This is a genomic window from Catenulispora rubra (assembly GCF_015356825.1).
Taxonomy (GTDB): Bacteria; Actinomycetota; Actinomycetes; order Streptomycetales; family Catenulisporaceae; genus Catenulispora; species Catenulispora rubra.
On sequence record NZ_JAACYW010000039.1, the window covers coordinates 18460 to 36746 of the forward strand.

The window sequence follows — 18287 nt, forward strand, 5'->3', positions numbered from 1 at the left end:
TTTATCCCTATGCGCCTACTATCGGGACGTGAGAGTGCTTGTGGTGGAGGACGAGCGGCTGTTCGCCGACTCGATCGCCGAGGGACTGCGCAAGTTCGCGATGGCGGTCGACGTCTGTTACGGCGGAGAATGCGCGCTGGAGCGGATCGGCGTCCACGATTACGACGTCGTGGTGCTGGACCGCGACCTGCCCGACGTGCCCGGCGACCAGGTGTGCGCCGCCGTGGTCGCCGACGGCGGCCGGGCCCGGGTGCTCATGGTGACCGCCGCCGGCGACGTCGCCGACCGGGTCGCCGGGCTCAGCCTCGGCGCCGACGACTACCTCACCAAGCCCTTCGCGTTCAGCGAGCTGGTCGCCCGCGTGCAGGCGCTGGCCAGGCGGAACCGGCCCGCGCTGCCACCGGTGCTGCAACGCCACGGCGTGGTCCTCGACCTGCCCCGCCACCAGGCGTCCCGGGACGGCCGGTTCCTGCCGCTGTCGCCGAAGGAGTACGCCGTGCTCCAGGTGCTCATGCGCGCCGACGGCACCGTGGTCAGCGTCGAGTCCCTGCTGGAGAGGGCGTGGGACGAACACGCCGACCCGTTCACCAACGCCGTGCGGATGGCCGTGATGACGCTGCGCCGCAAACTCGGCGACCCGTCGCTGATCCACACCGTGCCCGGCGCCGGCTACCGGTTCGGCGCATGAGACCGCTGTCCGTGCGGGCCAGGCTGACCGCGCTGTACGGCGGAATGTTCCTCCTCTCCGGAACCGTCCTGCTGGTCATCGTCTACGTGCTGGTAAGCCACACCCTGCCCTCACCGACGAACTTCACCGCAGGCGCCGTGGGGCAGACAGCACTGGCGGACGCGACTTCCCAGAGCGACGCGGCAGTGCCTTCGGTGCCGCAGCAGAACTCCGCCGGAGTCATCCATTCCCTGGCCGCCTACCGTTCCTCGACACTCACCACGCTCCTGGTCCAGTCCGGCGCCGCGCTGCTGATCACCGCCGCACTGGCGGTGCTGCTCGGCTGGTTCGTCGCCCGGCGGGTCCTGCGCCCGCTGCACGCCATCACCGGCACCGCACGCCGGCTCGGCGCCGAGGACCTCGCCCACCGGATCAAACTCACCGGGCCGGACGACGAGCTCAAAGAGCTCGCCGACACCTTCGACGGCATGCTCGACCGGCTGTCCCAGTCCTTCGACAGCCAGCGCAGATTCGTCGCCAACGCCTCCCACGAGCTGCGCACCCCCCTCGCCCTGCAACGGACCCTGATCGAAGTCGCGCTGCTCGCCGACGACATCCCGCCCCAGATGTGGCTGCTGGGCTCGCGGCTGCTGGACACCAACGCCCGCACCGAACGCGTGCTGGACGGGCTGCTCGTCCTCGCCCGAAGCGACCGGGGCCTGTCCGACCGCGTCCCGGTCCGCCTCGACCACCTGGTGGAGACCGTCGCAGAAGACTTCGACAACGTCCAAGTGCGGGCCGAGCCGCGGATCGTGGCCGGCGACCCCGTGCTGCTGGAACGCCTGGTCGTCAACCTGATCGACAACGCCGTCAGCTACAACCAGACCGGCGGCTGGGTCCGCGTCGAGATCGCCGACACCCCCGCACTGGTCGTGAGCAACACCGGCCCGCAGATCAACCCCGACACCGTCGAGGACCTGTTCGAACCCTTCCACCGCGGATCCGCCGACCGCACCGGCGACACCACACACTCCGGCCTCGGCCTGTCCATCGTGCGCTCGGTCGCGGTAGCCCACGGCGGCCACGCCGACGCCAGCGCGCGCCCCGACGGCGGACTGGACGTCGCCGTTCAGCTTCCGTGAGGTCGGTGAGTCTTCGCGACCCACAGTGGAGCCAGCAGGTCGCATAGGTTATCGGCACCCTCAGGTGAAGCGCCCCGGGTTCAGGCCACGGCTACGGCTTTGACAGCCTGGTCAGGCGCGCACCTGACCAGGCTGTCAAACGGAAATGCACGGCGCCAACCGGGTACGGTTCATGGCTGGCCCACTTCAGACCGCTGCAATCGGGAGTGGGAGTTCGGCTCGCACAATCCATCTGTGGCCGCTCGGGCCTGCCGTCAGGGCACCGTCGAGCAGCCGCAGCCGTTCGTGTATGCGGGTCAGTCCGTAGCCGCCGTTCGCGGTGGCCGCTGCCTGTGTCGAAGCCGTGGCGGCTCCTTCGGACAGGTCGTTGGCGATGGTCAGCCGCACCGTTTCCGCGCCGTACCGGAGTTCGACCGCGATGTCCTGGCCCGGCGTGTGTTTGGCGGCGTTGGCCAGGGCTTCCTGCGCGACGCGTAGCAGCGCGATCGTGGAGTCCGAGGGCAGCGGGCGGGGGGTGCCGCCGAGCTCGAAGTCGACGGGGACGCCGTAACGCCGGTCGTGGGTGCCGGTGAGTGCGGTGAGTTCTTCGTCGAGTGGACGTATGCCGACCTGGAGGGCGTGGACGGCTCGGCGGGTTTCGGCCAAGCCTTCGTCGGCCATGCGCTGTGCCTTCATCAGCGTGTCGGCGGTGCGGTCGTAGTCCCTGAGGTCTGTCAGTATCACCCGGGCGGTCTGGATCTGGATGCTCAGCGCTGCGAGGGAGTGCGCGAGGACATCGTGGATCTCCTGGGCGATTCGGGCGCGTTCCGCCAGGACGTCGGCGCTCAGGGCGGACGCCGGACGGGCCCCCGCCGGGACCGTCACGGACGGTTCCGGCGGGCGGGAACGGCGTCCTGCTCGTAGTCGTGATCGTTCGGTACGTCGCGCTGCTCCGCGAAGCGTGCGGAGAACGGCGCGAAGGACGCTCCGCGCTGGAACTTGTCGGCCATGAACACCTTGCCGTCCTTCTCCGGGGCGAAGGGGATGCCCTTGGCCATGGCGCGGGGGACGATGACGGCGGCCTGGGCCAGCCGGTTGAGTCCGAGGGTGAACAGCAGCGTTGCGCTGGAGGCGGCGACGGGGGCGTGGACGATGGTCGCCGTCAGGTAGACGATGCCGCGCCAGCCGGCCATCGCGAGCCACAGCCACAGGCCGCGGACCGGCATCTTCGCCCACAGCGATCCGTTCCTGGCCTCCAGGTGGGTGATCGCGCCGAATGCCAGCCCGATCGCGATCGATCCGGCGGCGCCCAGCGCCAGACACACGACGTCGGCCGGCTTGAGGTGGCTGCCCGCGTTGGCGTGCAGGTCGCTGAATCCGATGACGGTCAGGATCACCGGCAGCAGCACCACGCGCTTGCCGCGCAGAGCCTGCCCGGCCAGCTGTTGGTAGATGACGAAACCGATCACCGCGATGACTATGAGGATCTGCATTCCGGTCACGACGCTTTCTCTCTTGCCGGCCTGGACGCCGACAGATCCGAAGCTACGGACGGGACCGGTGCCGGCGACTCAGTCCCTGGGACCAAGCACGGGTTGAGATTCGGCGGCCGGTTCTCATACCTGGCGGGTGGGGGAACCGGCCGCCGGTTCATACCGCGGACCAACCCCCGGGCCGATCCGGCGGCGGGGGATCGCGGCGAGTGTTGGAGGCGTCAGCAGGAACCGACCCAGGGAGCACGCCATGACGTCCGAACTCACGCAAGCCATGATCGTCAACGGGGCGGTGCTGGTCGCGGTCCTGCACAGCGACCTCGGCAGCCACCGCAAGATCGGTCCGGTGCGGATCCTGCGCCCCCTGATCCTGGCGGGCGGCATCATCCCGCTGTTCATCGTCCGCCCGATGACGCACGGCACGGGCCTGGCGATCGAACTGGCCGCCGCCGTCGCCGGCCTGCTCGGCGGGCTCCTCGCGCTCGGCCTGGTCAAGGTGTATCGCAGCCCGAGGACCGGCAGGCCGGTCAGCCGGGCCGCAGGAGGCTACGCGCTGCTGTGGCTCGTGGTCATCGGCGCCAGGGCAGCGTTTTCCTTCGGGTCCGTCCACTGGTTCCCCAAGCAGCTGGCCGACTGGTGTGTCGCCCACCAGGTCCAGGGAGCCGCCATCACCGACGGACTGATCTTCATGGCGGTCGCGATGCTCCTGACCCGCACCATCGGACTGGCCTTCCAGGCCTCCCGGCTGCCGTCGGCCGCCCCCGCCTCGCGGCGCGGCGTGATGGTGGGAGCCCGCGGCTAGCCGGCGGTGAAGACGGTTGCGGCAGCGAGAAGGCGGCGCGCGGTGCGGAGGGATGGTCCTTCGACCGGGCGCCGCTTCGTGTAGCTCAACCTGCCGTCACGAAAGCCAGCCGCTCCCGTTGACGGCTTCCGCGGCGGCGGCGGAAGCGATCGCGGGCAGCGGCGGGTTCGTCGGGGCGAGCTGGTAGATCCGGTCCAGCACGACCTGCGGCAGCGACGCTGGGATGTCGCCGCGGCCCAGCACGATCTCCAGGTAGCAGCCGTTGTCGTGCTGCGCCGCGGTGGCCAGCGCGGTGTCGAGTTCGCCGACGGTGGTGACGCGGGCGGTGTACCAGCCGGTGCAGCCCAGGGCCGCTGGCAGCTCGCTGTAGTTCCATGGGGTGAGGAAGTCGTAGACGTGGCCTTGGGAGGCCGACAGGACTTCCTCGATGCCGTACATCGAGTTGTTGAGCAGGACGATCACGGGCTTGGTCCCGTAGCGGCCCATGGCGCCGACGTCATTGGCGGTGAGCTGGTGGGAGCCGTCGCCGGTGATCAGGACCGTGCGACGGGTCGGGTCGGCCATGGCGGCGCCGAAGGCGGCGGGGGTGGCCCAGCCGATGGAGCCCCAGAGGGTCTGGTTGTGGAAGACCGCGCCGTCGGGCAGTGGGATCGGCGCCAGGAAGTTCATGCACAGGCCGGTTTCGGCGATCACGATGTCGTTTGTGCGGAAGAACTTCGCCAGCCGGGGGTAGAGCGTGGCCGAGGAGACCTTGTCGGAGGCCGATCCCGGCAGCGGTGCGGCGGCGGCGCGTGCGGGGACCTTCGGTGTCGTGGTTTTGGGCAGCGCGGTCTTCGCCAACGTGGTGGTCAGGCGGTCCAGGACGTCGGCCAGGTACACCGAGCCGAAGGTGACGGAACCGAGCTGCACGTAGTCCGGCCGGACCGTGATCAGCTTGGCCGGATCGACCGCGTCGGTCCACAGCGAGCTGTTGTAGTCGGCGAACGCGACGCCGCCGAGGTCCAGGACCACGTCGGCACCCTCGACCGTGGCCTGCACGCCGGCGTTCGAGTGCGCACCCGAGTATGTGCCGAGGAAGTGCGGGTTCGCGTCGGAGATGACGGCCTTGTCCATCGGTGTGGTGGCGTAGGAGAAGCCGGTGGCGTCCAGGAATCGCGCCAGCTGCTGCTGCAGGTCGTAGCGGCTGATCGTGTACGCGGGCAGCACGACCGCCGACGTCGCCGCCGCTACCCGGGCCGTGATTGCCGCGACGGCCGCGTCCAGGGATGCGGGGTCGCTCTGCGGGCGCGGGACGTGCGCCAGCGGCGTGCCGGCGACCGGCGTGCCGATGATCGGGACGGCCCCGAACTCCTGCGCCATCGTGATGTACGCCGGCCGCCGCTGCGACAGGGCCTCGGAGATCACCCGCTCCATCTCGGCGACGGCGTTCTGCGGCGTCAGGTTCGCTGCGACGCACGTCGCGGCCGCCGACAGGTTCTCGAACTGCCGGAACATCCCGTCGCCGAGCGAGTGGTGCGTCACCGCCCGGGCCCGCTGCAGCCGGGTGCTGGGCTGCCCGACCAGGTGGAACACCGGAAGCCGCTCGGCGTAGGAGCCCATGACGCCGTTGAGGGCGCTCAGCTCGCCGACGGCATAGGTGGTGCACAAGATGGCCGCGCCCCGGATGCGGGCGTACCCGTCCGCCGCGTAGGCGGCGTTGAGCTCGTTGGCGTCACCGACCCACGTGACCTGCTTGTTCGCCTCGATGGCCTGGTTGAACGCGAAGGCGTAGTCACCCGGCACCCCGAAGACGTGCTCGATCCCGAGCGCGGCCAGCCGCTGCACCGCGTACTCCGCGACGCTCGGCTGCGCCGTCGGGCCGGCCGCGGCGACGGCGGCCGGCGCCGCGTGCGCCGTCGGGCTGGACGCGTCGGCGCTCGCCGATCCACCTACCGCTGCCAAAGCCGCGATCGCCCCGCCGGCGGCCACCCCGGCGCGCAGCAGCGTGCGCCGGTCGAAGCTCCAGGCCGCAGCGTCGGCTTCCGTACCTGTCATGACGTCCTCCTGTGGTGAGAATCGGCTGGACCAGGGGCGTCGAAAGGAAGACAGAACCCTGATATGCCATCCACGTTCGCCCGCGCTCTGATGATCCGCCGTCATCCAGAACGGGTGAGACAGGCGCGCAGGGCCGGATCATCAAAAGTTGATGAGGCGCGGTATGAGGCGCGACGCCGTTCATCTCATACCGCCAACCCATCCGTGGGGTGAGGCCTGGCGGCGGTCACGGACCGTAGCTTCGGACCATGACGACTAGCGATGAAGAGAACACCCGGCAGCGTTTGGCGATGAACACGGGGGTGGTCGCGGAATTCCGTGAGCACGGCCGGGCGTCGGGCGTGTTCGAACAGGTCGAGCTCGCGGTGCTGACCGTGACCGGCGCGCGCAGCGGCGAACCGCGAACGGTACCGCTGGTCTGCTTCCACGATCCGGAGCGCGCCGCCGAAGACGGGATCTTCGTGGTCGCCTCGGACGGCGGTTCGGACCGGCACCCGGCCTGGTACCGGAACCTGTCGGTGCACCCGGACCTGACCATCGAGACGGTGCACGGCCGCTACCGGGCCCGGGCCGGCGAAGTGAGCGACGAAGCAGAGCGCGAGCGGCTGTTCGGCGTGGCGATCGCGAAGCACCCGGAGTTCGCCAGTTACCGGGCGGCCACCGCGCGGCGCATCCCCCTGGTGACCATCCGGCTGCTCGAAGCGCTGAGCTGACCTCGGCGGTCGCCGGCACACCCACCCGGATCACCTGTAGGAGAGGGAACTGCGATGACTGGCCCGCGCGACGACACCCCCGTCGCCGATGGTGCGAGCGGAACCGTGGCCCGGCGGCGGTTGTTCGCCCGGCTCGACGGCGCGGCCCGGGTGACCCAGGTGGTCGCGCCGGCCGGCGGCGGCAAGACCGTGCTGCTGCGGTCCTGGGCGCTGGACGGTCTGGACGACCGCATCGCCCAGGTCCGCGTCACCGGGCCCGACCCGGAACCGTTCTGGAGTGCCGTGCTGCGCGCGCTCAGGGCGGCCGGTGCGCCGGTGCGCGAGGCTTCGGCGGCAGACGGCTGGGCCGTGGTCGACGGCCTGCTCGCCGACCTGGGCGCCCTGACCGGCCCGCTCTGGCTGGTGATCGACGACGCGCACGCCTTGGGCTCCGGGGACACCCTGCGCCAGCTTGAGTCCCTCGTCATCGCCGCTCCGCCGGACCTGCGCTTCGTCTTCGCCAGCCGCGAAGAGCTGCGGCTCGGGCTGCACCGGATGCGGCTTGAGGGGGAGCTGACGGACATCCGCGCCGCAGACCTCAGATTCACGCTGGACGAGGCCGGAGCACTGCTCCAGAAGGCCGGAATCGTCCTGTCCGAGCAGGGCCTGGCCACGGTCCACGACCGGACCGAGGGCTGGGCGGCCGGACTGCGGCTGGCGGCCTACAGCCTGGCCGCCTCCGGCGACCCCGAAGGCGCGGTGGCCGGCTTCTCCGGCATCGAACGGACCGTCGCCGGATATCTGCGCGCCGAAGTGCTCGGCGGACTGAGCGAGCGGGCCTCGGAGCTGCTGGTGCGGACCTCGATGCTGGACCGGGTCTGCGGCCCGCTGGCCGACCTGCTCACCGGCGACGTCGGCGGGGAGCGGATCCTGCAGGAACTCGCCGAGTGCGACGTCTTCGTGGTGCCGCTGGACCGCCAACGCACCTGGTTCCGGTACCACCGGCTGCTCACGGACTTACTGCGTCTGGAGCTGCGCCAGAACCATCCGGAGCGTCTGGCGGAACTTCAACGCACGGCCGCCACCTGGTACGCCGAACACGGCTACCCGATCGAGGCAGTCCGGCAGGCGCAGGACGCTCAGGACTGGAAGCTGTCCGCACGCGTGCTGTCCGACCACTTCCTGGAGCTGATCCTGGACGGCCACGCGGCCGCGGTGCACGAACTGCTCGGCCGCTTCCCGGCCGGCGTCCTGGCCGCCGACACCGAACTCGTCCTGCTCCAGGCGGCGGCGGACTCGCTGCGCGGCTCGGTCGAGCAGGGCTCCGGGTCCGTGGCCCGGGCCGCGCAGGCCCAGCGCGTGGCGGCGCTGCCCGAAGAGCGGCGCGCAGGGATCCAGACCTGCCTCGCCGTCATGCGGATGTCCCTGGCCCAGCGGCGTGGCGACGGCCCGGCCACGGCTGCCGAGGCCGAGCGGCTGCTCGACTCGCCCGAGGCCGCACTCCCGGGACTCAGGGCCCTGGCTTTGATCACGCTCGGCGCCGCAGAGCTGTGGGACATGGGCGCCGACGCGGCCGAACGCCACCTCGACGAAGGGGCTGCCCTCGCCCACCGGAACGGCCGTCCGTGGCTGGAGCTGTTCGGCCTGGGCTACGGCGCCTGGGCGACGAGCTTCCGCTCGTTCGCCGCCGCGGCCGAGAAGGCCGAGCTCGCGATCCAGCTGGCCTCCGAACACGGCTGGTCCGAGGAACCCGCCGCGGTCGCGGCCTACAACCTGCTGGCCATGATCCGGGTCTGGCAGCTGCGGCTGGACGAGGCCGCGGCACTGCTCCAGCACGCCGAACGAGGCCTGCACCCGGCGGCCGATCCGACGTCGGCGGTGATCTTCCACCAGACCCGCGGCATGGTCGAACTCGTCAACACCCGCTACGCCGAAGCGCTCACCGCGTTCCACGCCGCCGACCGCAACACCGGCCGGCTGGGCAACCAGGAGGCGGCCGCGCCGATGCGCGCCCACGCGATCGTGGCCACGGCGCTGCTCGGCGACCACGACCGGGCCGAGGCCGACTACCTGCGTGCCTCCGCCTCGGTGGACCGCGGCGAACTGCGCAACGCCCTGGCGGTGCTGCGCCTGGAACAAGGCGATTTCCACGGCGCCAGCGCGGCACTCGCGCCGGTCCTGGCCGGAACGGCCCCCGTCACGAATGACAGTTGGCTGATTCAGGCCAACCTCCTCGAAGCGATCGCCATGGACGGTCTGGGGGATCAGACGCTGTGCGGCCAGGCCCTGGAACGGGCGCTCGAACTCGCCGAGCGCGCGGGGACCGTGTTCGCGTTCAAGGTGCATCCGGCCCCCACCCTGCTGCGCCGGCACGCGCGGCGCACGGCGCACGCCGGCCTGGTGTACCAGCTGCTCAATACCGTCGACGACGGCCTTCGCCGGGAAGCGGATCCGACCGAGGCACTGACCTCCACCGAACTGCGTGTTCTGCGATTCCTGCCGACCAACATGTCGGCGCCGGAGATCGCCGAGGAACTGCTCGTCTCGGTGAACACCGTGCGGACCCACATGCGGCACCTCTACGACAAGCTCGACGTGCACCGGCGCACCGAGGCGGTGGTCCGGGCCCGCACGCTCGGCCTGCTGGCGCCGCCGGGTGTGGGCGGGCCCGGGACCGGCCGGGACGGCGGCCGACCGGAACACTTCGGTGTCAGACCTCGCTGACTTCACCGACTTCGGTGATCTCGCGGACCTCGCGGACCTCGCCGACGTCGCGGACCTCGCCGACCACGCCGGGCAACAGGGTCCCCCGGTCGACGACCTCCGTCATCCGTCCGCCGAGGAAGAGATATCCGTCCGCGTCGACGTGGCCGAAATCGCCGGTGCGGAACCAGCCGTGGCTGAAGCCCGCGGCCGTGGCGCGTGGGTCGCCGAGGTATCCCGAGGCCACCGAGTCCCCGCGGATCCAGACCTCGCCCTGCTCGCCGATTCGAGCCGGGCGGCCGTCCGGCAGCGTCACCTGGAGTTCCACCGCCGTCGGCGGTCCGACCGAGCCGGGCTTGGCCGGACCGTCACCGGGCAACGGGGTCGCGGCGATCTGGTGCGCGGCCTCCGTCATGCCGTAGGCCTCCAGCGCGGGAGCGGCGAACGCAGCCTCCAACTGCCGCAGCGCCGCCGGTGCCAGCGGCGCGCCGTAGCTGCGGATGAAGCGCAGGGCGGGGTACTCACGCGCCGCACCCTCGGCAGCGCGGGCCAGCAGGATCCGATTGATCGTCGGCCCGGCCGTGAACCAGGTGGCCTGCGCGGCGGCCATGTCGGACCAGAAATCGCCGGCGCTGAAGCGCCCGCCTCCGGGCAGGTACGCGCCGCCGCCGCTGACCAGCGTCGCGAGCAGGCCCGCGATCAGCCCGTGCCCGTGGCAGACCGGCATCACCACGAGCGTCGCGTCCTGCGGCGTGAGCCGGTACACACCGCTGATGCCGTTGACCGCCGCCATCAGGTTGGCATGGGTCAATGGTACGACCTTGGGCGCGGCCGTGGTGCCCGACGTCAGCATCAGAAGGGCCGGATCCGCCGGTCGCGGCGGCGCGGTCGCACCCCATCGCCGGTCCGCGAGCCGCGGTCCGGTGAGCTCGACTCGTGCCACGCCTTCGGCCTGCGCGTGCAGGTCCACCGCCAGTTTCCACACCGGCGGCGACGCCGGGAGCTGCCGGCGCAGGCAGTGCTCGCCGTACGGGTGCGCCGGGACGATCGTGGCCCGGGCATGCACCTGCCGCAGCTGCTCGGCGAACTGCGCCGGTGCTGTCCGCGGATTCAACGGGGCCGCCGACGCTCCGATCGCGGCCAAGGCGAACAACGCCACCACCAGCTCGACGCAGTTGTCCCCGGCCACGGCGACCGTGTCCTGGCGGCACACGCCGCGCCGGGCCAGCTCGGTCGCGAGCTCGTCGACCGCCGCCTCCAGCTCGCGGTAGGTCAGCACGCCGTTCAGCACACCGTCGCTTGCGCAGACGCCGACCGCGACCCGTTCGGGCCACTGCCGCGCGGACGCCCGGATCAGCTCGGTCAGTGTCGCCGGCGCATTGTCCTCGGCGCTGTCCTCGGCGCGCGTCGTCATATGGCTGCCCTTCCGATCGTCTTCCGGGCTCCAGAGTCGGCACCGCTCTGATGATCACGCCTCATCAAGTTCTGGTGATCCGCCCGGCCCGGCATTTATCACGAGGTCTGGATGACGCCGTGTGATCAGAAGTCCGGCGACCTTATGCGGTGCCGGATTAGAGCGCAGCCAAGGAGGTACCACCGTGAACGGCGTTCCCGAGATCTTCCTGATCATCGCAGTGATCTGTTTCGTGATGTACAAGCGGGTGAAGGGCGAGCCCGCGCAGGGCAAGCGGATGCTGGCCGTGCCCGCGGTGCTGATCGTCGTCGGAATCGCCGACGTCTCCAAGGACGCGCACAACGGCTCGGCGCTCGCCTACCTGATCGCCACGGTGGCGGTCAGCATCGTGCTCGGGGCGTGGCGGGCCGGCAGCGTGCGGCTCGCCGAGCGGGACGGGATCATCTTCGTCCACTACACGACGACCACGGTCGTCCTGTGGCTGGTCAACCTGGCCGTCAAGTTCGGCGCCAATGCCGCGCTCAAGGCCAGTGATCCGCACTTGTCCTCCGCCCTGGGGAACACCCTGTTCCTCACGCTCGGCGCCGGCATGTTCGTCGAGGGCTTCCTCATCGTGGCCCGAGCCATGGTCACCGGCCATCAAGTCATCTGGTCCAAGGGTGAGAACGGTGCGCCGCACCAGACCTCGGACCTGCTCGACAGCCTTCAACAGCGCCTCGCGGGCAGCGGCGGCCGGTCGTCCGGCCGGCTGACCGACGCGCGACCCACTCCCAAGAAGACCTGGAGGTAGACCCGTGTCCCGGATCGCGCAGTGGTGTTTCGTACACCGGCGGATCGTCGTCGCCGGCTGGCTGTTGGCGGCGATCGCCGTGCTCGTCCTCGCGAAGTCGGCGGGCAGCAATTTCAACTCCGACTTCTCGCTTCCGTCCACCGACTCGGGGGCGGCCGTGTCCCTGCTGACCAAGAACTTCCCGGCGGCGTCCGGGGAGAACGACCAGATCGTGTTCCAGACCTCCGGGGGTGCCACGGTCCGCTCGGCCGCGGTGCGCGCCGACGTGACCGCCGCGCTCGAACAGGTCGCCAAGGTGCCCGGCGTGAGCGCCGTGGGCAGCCCTTATGCCGCCGATCGCGCGGCCGCCGCCCAAATCAGCTCTGACGGGACCATCGCGTTCGCGACCGTGAGTTGGAACACCAAGAGCAGCGCCATCACGACCGCGCAGGACAACCAGTTGCTGTCCGCGGCGCACGCGGCGGATACCGGAACCGTCCACGTCTCGGTCAGCGGATCCTCGGTCGGCAACGCCGAGCAGTCCGGCGGCCACACTTCCGTGCTGGTGGGCGCCGTCGCGGCGTTCGTCATCCTGCTGCTGGTCTTCAGCGGCGCCCTGACGGCCTCGCTGCTTCCGCTGTTGTGCGCCGTGCTCTCGCTGATCATGGGCTCGGGATTCATCGACCTGCTGACGCACGCGGTGGACACCCCGAGCGTGGCCACAGACCTGGCGGTGCTCATCGGGCTGGGCGTCGGCGTCGACTACGGCCTGTTCATCATCAGCCGGTACCGGTCGGGCCTGAGGGCGGGCCTGTCGCCGCACGAGGCGATCGGCCGGTCGGCCGCGACCTCCGGGCGGACGGTGCTGTTCGCCGGCACGACCGTGTGCATCGCGCTGCTGGGCCAGCTCGCGCTCGGCGTGTCGTTCCTGGACGGGATCTCGGTCGCGGCCACGATCGCGGTGCTGCTCACCATGCTCACCTCGCTCACGTTCCTGCCCGCGATGCTCGGCTTCCTGGGATCCCGGGCGCTGGCCCGGCACGAGCGCAAGGCGTTGAACCAGCAGGGACCGCGGGCCGAGCAGGCCGGACGGGGCTGGTCGCTGCTGGCCCGGTTCGTGCGGTTCGGCCGGGTGCCGGTCGTGACGGCCGCCACCATCGGCGTCGTCGTGATCGCGCTGCCGCTGTTCGGGATGCGGCTCGGTTCCTCCGACGCGAGCAACGATCCGACGAGCTACACGACTTACAAGGCCGCCACGACGCTCTCGCAGGGCTTCGGCCCCGGCTTCAACGGACCGCTCGAAATCGCGGCCCAGTACGACGCGCCAGGCGCTCCGAGCGCTTTCGAGCACCTGCTCCAACAGGTGGCCCGGACCCCCGGCGTGGTGTCGGTGACGCCCCCGGTCGCCAGCCCGAACGGCACCGCCGCGGTGGCCACGGTCTACCCGACGACCGGGCCGCAGGACAAGGCGACGGCCGACCTGGTCGGCACCATCCGCGGCACCCTGGTGCCGACGGCCGAGCGCGGCACCGGGCTGGTGGTCCACATCGGCGGGGTCACGGCGACCGGCATCGACTTCGCCCACGTGCTCAGCACCAAGCTGCCGGTCTTCGTCGCGATCGTGGTCCTGCTCGCCTTCGTCCTGCTGATGGTCGTGTTCCGCAGCCTGCTGATACCGCTGGTCGCCTCGGTGATGAACCTGCTGTCGATCGGCGCCGGGCTGGGCGCGCTCAACGCGGTGTTCCTGTGGGGCTGGGGCAAGCACGTGCTCGGCGCGAACTCGGTGGGCCCGATCGACGCCTGGCTGCCGGTGCTGATGTTCTCGGTGCTGTTCGGCCTGTCGATGGACTACGAGGTCTACCTGGTCGCGCGGATCCAGGAGGAGTGGCACGCGCACCTCGGCCGGGCCGGCTCCCGCGCCGGACGCAAGGCCCACTCGGCCGCGGTGGTCACCGGGCACGCCAAGTCCGGGCGGGTGATCGCCGCCGCCGCGACCATCATGATCCTGGTCTTCGGCTCGTTCCTGCTCGGCGACCAGCGCTCGCTGCGCGAGTTCGGCTTCGGCCTGGCGTTCGCGGTGCTCGTCGACGCCTTCGTCATCAGGGGCCTGATGGTCCCGGCGCTGATGCACCTGCTGGGCCCGGCGAACTGGCGGATCCCGCCGTGGCTCGGCCGGATCCTGCCGAAGGTGGACATCGAGGGCGGCTCGGCGCCGGAGCCGGTACCGGCCGCGCACGTATACGCAATTCAGGAGAAGTGAGAATGAAGACGTACCGTATCCGGATGTTGCTATCGCTGGGCGTGCTGGCATGCGCCGCAGGATTGTCGCTGGCGGCGTGTTCCAGCGGTGCCGGTTCCATCTCCGCGGCATCGACGTCGAGTATGCCGAACACGTCGGGTCCAAGCGCCACCCTCGCCGGTGTCACCACCACGGTGACTGCTCCGAGCTTGACGAGCATCGCATCCAGCTCGGCGAGCACGACCGCCGGCAGCAGCATCGTCGACACGTTCCCTGTTCCGCCCGGTGCGAATGTGGTGCAGAAAAGCAGTTCTGTCGGCGCATACCACTTCGCGCTCTCAGGGGTCACGGCGAAAGTCATATCCGACTTCTACAAGACGGCGTTGCCGCAAGCCGGCTATGTGATCACCGAGAATGGTTCGTGGACCGGCGGCCCGTATACCGCCGTCTCGATCGCGTTCACAGGTCACGGCTACGAGGGCCACATCGGTGCCTGGACCGGCGACCACACCGACGGGAACGGTCTGATCGGGGTCTCGCTCGTCCCGCAGTGACCACCGTTGAAGCACGTAAGGGCCGGGCCCGTCGGAAGACGGGCCCGGCCTCATTCGTGTCGGTTGGCGTGTCGGTCGGCGGGCGACTACTTCATCGGCGCGCTCAAGTGATAGGCCAGCAGCTTGGCGGTGTCGTGGCCGTCGGCGACGGTCGCGGCGCGCAGCCATACGCCCAGCGTCCGGGTCAGCAGCATGGCCACCGCCATGAAGATCAGCCCGTCGGTGATCGCCGCGCCGGTGATGTGGTGTGCGACGCACCAGTCGGTGAGCTGCTTCGGGAACCAGTGGTAGGACCCGTAGGAGAACGCGGCCCGGGCCCCGATCACCGCGGTCCACAACAGTGCGTAGGCCCAGCCGGCGCGACTGACGGGCTTTCCGGTGCGAGGGCTGCGATACACGTGCATCAGGCCGAGTGCGGCCAGTCCGCACAGCACCCCTGCGGCGACCCCGGCCAGCTCCAGGGACAGGCCGTTGCCGTGGGTGACGACGGGGTCGATGAACAGCGGGATCACCGTCGCGGCGATCAGTGCCGGGCGCAGGATCCGCAGGGCTCCGATCTTGCGATCGCGGCCGAGGTCGCTGTGCAGCGTGGCGGTCAGGACGGCGGCGTTGACGATCTCGGCCTGGGCGAGCTGACTGAACATGTCCTGCTCCTGGGGTGTCGGGGTGTCGGGGTTCGGGGTTCGGGGTTCGGGGGTGACGTGTCCCAGGCTCCGCCGGACCGCCCGGCGGCGAATCACCCCGCGGCGTGCACCTCGGCATGACTTCGGGAAGGGCGCTTACCCCGCGGGTCCACGTTGGGTCCACGCCGGGTGCATGCCGGATCCCTGCCGAAGCCGGTGGCCCGGCTGGCGGTGAAGATAGTTGGACACTATGCTGGACACTGTGTCCAGCTAACTCGGCGGGACCCCCTCACTCCGGTGAGGGCCGTGCGCCTTCTCCCCAAGCCCAGGTGTGCCATGGCTTCGACCACCCGCAGACCGTCGGCGGCGCTCCGCCGCGCGGCTGCCGAAGAACGCACGCTGGCAGCCGTGGAGGAGATGTTGCGCGAGGGGGCGAGCTTCACCGAGCTGAGCGTCGAGCGGATCGCCACGGCCGCTTCGCTGTCCCGCTCGACCTTCTATCTGTACTTCCGCGACAAGACCGAACTCGCGCTGCGGCTGGGCGCCTCGGTCCGGGCCGGTGTCTTCGTCCGGGGCGCGTCCTGGCGCCCGGAGGGCGACCCGCCGGAGCACGGCCTGGCCGGGCTGGCCGCCGCCTATGAGGCGATCATCGCCCAGTATCGGACCCGCGCGGCGTCATGGGCCGCGGTGATCGAGGTCGCCGGATACGACGACGCGGTCCGCGGCTGGCTGACCGACGGCAACCAGGCGCAGATCGAGCGGATCTCCGCGCTGCTGGAGACCGAGCAGAAGGAGGGGCGCACCGATCCCGGGATCGACCCGGTCCGCGCCGCGCAGATCATGGTGTGGGGCGGCCAGCAGGCCATCGCCGCCCATCTGAGCCACGGCGACGGCGACGACTCCGCCGCGGCCTGGGAGCTCGCGCGGGCGCACTGGTACGGCGCCTACCGCCGGCCGGCGGTCGCCTTCGAAGGGGCGCAGAGCTTGGAACCCTCGCAGTCCGAGGAGCCGTCGGGATCCTCCCAGCCGCCGCGGCCGTTCCCGAACCCGGAAGCCGGCGACCCGTCATGACCGCCACCACGGGCACGCCGACCGCTGTCTTCGTCCGGAGCCCCCGCATCAGCGCGATCGCGGACCTCGACCTGGGCGCGGTCCAGTGGCTGATCCGGATCGGCGGGCTGCCGGTCGTCGCCCTGCTCGCCTTCTTCAAGCCGCCGGAAGCTGCCGGCGTGGCGTCGGCGCAGACGATATGCGTCGTGGCCGTTTGCGTCGGAACGGTCGTCTGGGCCTTCGTCGACCTCCGCATGCGCGGATCGCGGCACTACAACGCAGCCCTCACCACGTGTCTGGCCTTCGTAGCGGCACCCTCGGCGATCTCGGCGACCATCGGCCACGGCGGCGCCGCGCTGATCGGCTACACGGTCGTCGCGATGATCGCCGCCGCCGACACGCTGCCCGTGACCGCGATCCTGACCGTCAGTGCCCTGACACTGCTGGCGATCGAGGCGGGCTCGGTCTTCTACGGCGAGAGCTTCGGCAACACCGTCGGCCAGCCGCTGCTGTGCGTCGTCGGGCTGCTCATCGGCAGCAACCGCGCGTCCTACCGGCACCGCGCCGAACAGGCCTCGCTCCTGCTGACCCAGCACGAACTGCTGCGCGCCGAACAGCGGCGCGCCGGGATGCTCGACGAGCGGACTCGCATCGCCCGCGAGATCCACGACGTGCTGGCGCACTCCCTCGGCGCGCTGGGAATCCAGGTGCAGACCGCCAAGGCCGTCATCACCGACCTCGGCGACGGCGAGCGCGCCGTCGAGATGCTGACCACCGCGCAGCGCATGGTGGCCGACGGGCTGGCCGAGACCCGGCGTGCCGTCCAGGCGCTGCGTGCCGACACCCTGCCGCTGCCCGAGGAACTCGCGCACGCCGCCGCCGAGCACGCCGAGCGGTACGGCACCGTCGTGCGCTGCGACATCGAGGCGGGGGATCCGGACGGCGTGTCGCCGGAGGGTGTCGTCGCCCTGCAGCGGGTGGCGGGAGAAGCGCTCGTCAACGCGGCGAAGCACGCACCCGGCGCGGACATCGACGTCCGCTTCGTCCACCTGCCCGGGGCTGTGGAGCTCACGATCGGCAACGCGGTCTACGACGACGCGGTTTGTGATGACGCGATTAGTGATGACGCGGCCTGTATCGACGCAGCCCCGCCGCCGCACGATCCGACTCCCCGGCTGCACACCGCCGACACCGGATGCGGCATCACCGGCATGCGCGAGCGGCTTTCGCTGCTCCACGGCACGCTGTCCGCCGGATCGGTCGACGGCCGCTGGGTCGTGCGTGCCACGGTGCCCACAGCCTTTTCCGTCACAGCCTCTTCCGCCACACCCCTTTCGCCGCAGCCAGAGGAGCTTCCGCGATGACTGTCACGACCGAACCGCCGACCCTCGCCACCGGACCCCTCGCCACCGACCCCCTGCGCATCGTCGTCGCCGACGACCAGCCCAGCGTGCGCGAGGGCCTGGCCCTCCTGCTCGACATGCTGCCCGACACCGAGGTGGTGGCCACCGCCGCCGACGGACAGCAGGCGCTGGACGCGGTCGCCGAGCACCGGCCCGCCGCGATCCTGCTCGACATCCACATGCCGGTGCTCGACGGCGTCGAGACCACGCGGCGGCTGGTCGCCGAGCACCCCGACGTGGCGATCGTCATCCTCACCACCTACCTGGAGGACGCCGACGTCCTGGACGCGATCCGCGCCGGCGCCCGCGGCTTCCTCACCAAGGACGCCGACCGCACCGACATCGCGCGCGCCCTGCACGCCGCCGCCGCGGGCCTGAGCATCGTCGACCCGCGCGTCCACACCACATTGCTGGCCGCCACCCGACGCGACACGCCGCAGCCCGAAGCCCCCGAGCCGCGCGAACCGCAAGACTCGCACGACCCCGACGACGTGCCAGCAACCGCACCGCACAACGTCCTGCCCGATAACCTGACCGAGCGCGAAGTCGAGATCCTGGCCCTGATCGTCGATGGCCTCACCAACCCTGAGATCGCCGCCCGGCTGTACCTGAGCATCAACACGGTCAAGAGCCACATCAACCGGATGTTCGCCAAGACCGGCTCGCGCGACCGCGCCGCTGCTATCAGCTACGCGCACCGCCACAAGCTCATGGAGTGACGGC

General features: G+C 70.8%; 16 protein-coding genes. 11 read left to right on the plus strand and 5 right to left on the minus strand.

Annotated elements, in window-relative coordinates; translation table 11 throughout:
- Window positions 1-28 precede the first annotated feature (28 nt).
- Together GWK61_RS13905 and GWK61_RS13910 are read left to right on the plus strand one after the other, a co-directional pair.
- A complete protein-coding gene (locus GWK61_RS13905) occupies window positions 29-688 on the plus strand; it encodes a response regulator transcription factor (RefSeq protein ID WP_194908768.1) in 660 nt (219 codons plus the stop codon).
- Window positions 685-1809 carry a sensor histidine kinase gene (locus GWK61_RS13910; protein WP_194908769.1) on the plus strand — a complete coding sequence of 375 codons (1125 nt, stop codon included), beginning with the start codon at window positions 685-687 and terminating at the stop codon, window positions 1807-1809. The genes GWK61_RS13905 and GWK61_RS13910 overlap by 4 nt, the downstream gene beginning before the upstream one ends.
- 186 nt (window positions 1810-1995) lie before the next feature.
- Here GWK61_RS13910 and GWK61_RS13915 read toward each other — a convergent pair whose 3' ends face one another.
- Together GWK61_RS13915 and GWK61_RS13920 are read right to left on the minus strand one after the other, a co-directional pair.
- Window positions 1996-2673, minus strand: coding sequence for a sensor histidine kinase (locus GWK61_RS13915; protein ID WP_194908770.1), 678 nt, complete (start codon window positions 2671-2673; stop codon window positions 1996-1998).
- Window positions 2670-3290, minus strand: coding sequence for a hypothetical protein (locus tag GWK61_RS13920; RefSeq protein ID WP_194908771.1), 621 nt, complete (start codon window positions 3288-3290; stop codon window positions 2670-2672). Before GWK61_RS13920 ends, GWK61_RS13915 begins: the two co-directional genes overlap by 4 nt.
- A gap of 241 nt (window positions 3291-3531) precedes the next feature.
- Between GWK61_RS13920 and GWK61_RS13925 the strand changes: the two genes are divergently transcribed.
- Window positions 3532-4083: a hypothetical protein gene (locus tag GWK61_RS13925; RefSeq protein WP_194908772.1), complete on the plus strand. Its 552-nt coding sequence runs from the start codon at window positions 3532-3534 to the stop codon at window positions 4081-4083.
- A 96-nt stretch (window positions 4084-4179) separates the two neighbouring features.
- Here the strand turns inward: GWK61_RS13925 and GWK61_RS13930 are convergent, their stop codons facing one another.
- On the minus strand, window positions 4180-6117 hold the full coding sequence (locus GWK61_RS13930; RefSeq protein WP_194908773.1) for an alpha-keto acid decarboxylase family protein: 1938 nt from the start codon (window positions 6115-6117) through the stop codon (window positions 4180-4182).
- 248 nt (window positions 6118-6365) lie between these two features.
- Here GWK61_RS13930 and GWK61_RS13935 point away from each other — a divergent pair, with 248 nt between their 5' ends.
- A complete protein-coding gene (locus tag GWK61_RS13935) occupies window positions 6366-6830 on the plus strand; it encodes a nitroreductase/quinone reductase family protein (RefSeq protein WP_194908774.1) in 465 nt (154 codons plus the stop codon).
- A 54-nt stretch (window positions 6831-6884) separates the two neighbouring features.
- Window positions 6885-9533 (plus strand): winged helix-turn-helix domain-containing protein, encoded by a 2649-nt coding sequence (locus GWK61_RS13940; RefSeq protein WP_194908775.1) that lies wholly within the window; start codon window positions 6885-6887, stop codon window positions 9531-9533.
- Here GWK61_RS13940 and GWK61_RS13945 read toward each other — a convergent pair.
- Window positions 9520-10926 (minus strand): AMP-binding protein, encoded by a 1407-nt coding sequence (locus GWK61_RS13945; RefSeq protein WP_194908776.1) that lies wholly within the window; start codon window positions 10924-10926, stop codon window positions 9520-9522. The genes GWK61_RS13940 and GWK61_RS13945 overlap by 14 nt on opposite strands.
- Window positions 10927-11110: 184 nt before the next feature.
- Between GWK61_RS13945 and GWK61_RS13950 the strand changes: the two genes are divergently transcribed.
- The 3 genes from GWK61_RS13950 to GWK61_RS13960 are packed head-to-tail and all read left to right on the plus strand — an operon-like array spanning window position 11111 to window position 14488.
- Window positions 11111-11716, plus strand: a complete 606-nt coding sequence (locus GWK61_RS13950) for a CcdC protein domain-containing protein (protein ID WP_194908777.1) — start codon at window positions 11111-11113, stop codon at window positions 11714-11716.
- A gap of 4 nt (window positions 11717-11720) precedes the next feature.
- Entirely contained in the window at window positions 11721-13955 is a 2235-nt protein-coding gene (locus GWK61_RS13955; RefSeq protein ID WP_194908778.1) for an MMPL family transporter, read from the plus strand.
- A 2-nt stretch (window positions 13956-13957) separates the two neighbouring features.
- The gene (locus GWK61_RS13960) at window positions 13958-14488 is read left to right on the plus strand and encodes a hypothetical protein (RefSeq protein ID WP_194908779.1); all 531 of its coding nucleotides are present in this window, start codon (window positions 13958-13960) and stop codon (window positions 14486-14488) included.
- A gap of 86 nt (window positions 14489-14574) precedes the next feature.
- On the opposite strand, the gene GWK61_RS13965 is transcribed toward GWK61_RS13960, so the two are convergent.
- Complete coding sequence (locus tag GWK61_RS13965; RefSeq protein ID WP_194908780.1) at window positions 14575-15132, minus strand: hypothetical protein; 558 nt, start codon at window positions 15130-15132, stop codon at window positions 14575-14577.
- A gap of 315 nt (window positions 15133-15447) precedes the next feature.
- On the opposite strand from GWK61_RS13965, the gene GWK61_RS13970 reads away from it, so the two are divergent.
- From GWK61_RS13970 to GWK61_RS13980, 3 genes are read left to right on the plus strand one after another with little or no spacing between them, the layout of a single operon-like run.
- Window positions 15448-16182, plus strand: a complete 735-nt coding sequence (locus GWK61_RS13970; RefSeq protein WP_194908781.1) for a TetR/AcrR family transcriptional regulator — start codon at window positions 15448-15450, stop codon at window positions 16180-16182.
- Window positions 16179-17525 carry a sensor histidine kinase gene (locus GWK61_RS13975; protein ID WP_194908782.1) on the plus strand — a complete coding sequence of 449 codons (1347 nt, stop codon included), beginning with the start codon at window positions 16179-16181 and terminating at the stop codon, window positions 17523-17525. Before GWK61_RS13970 ends, GWK61_RS13975 begins: the two co-directional genes overlap by 4 nt.
- Entirely contained in the window at window positions 17522-18283 is a 762-nt protein-coding gene (locus GWK61_RS13980; RefSeq protein WP_194908783.1) for a response regulator transcription factor, read from the plus strand. The genes GWK61_RS13975 and GWK61_RS13980 overlap by 4 nt, the downstream gene beginning before the upstream one ends.
- Window positions 18284-18287 lie beyond the last annotated feature (4 nt).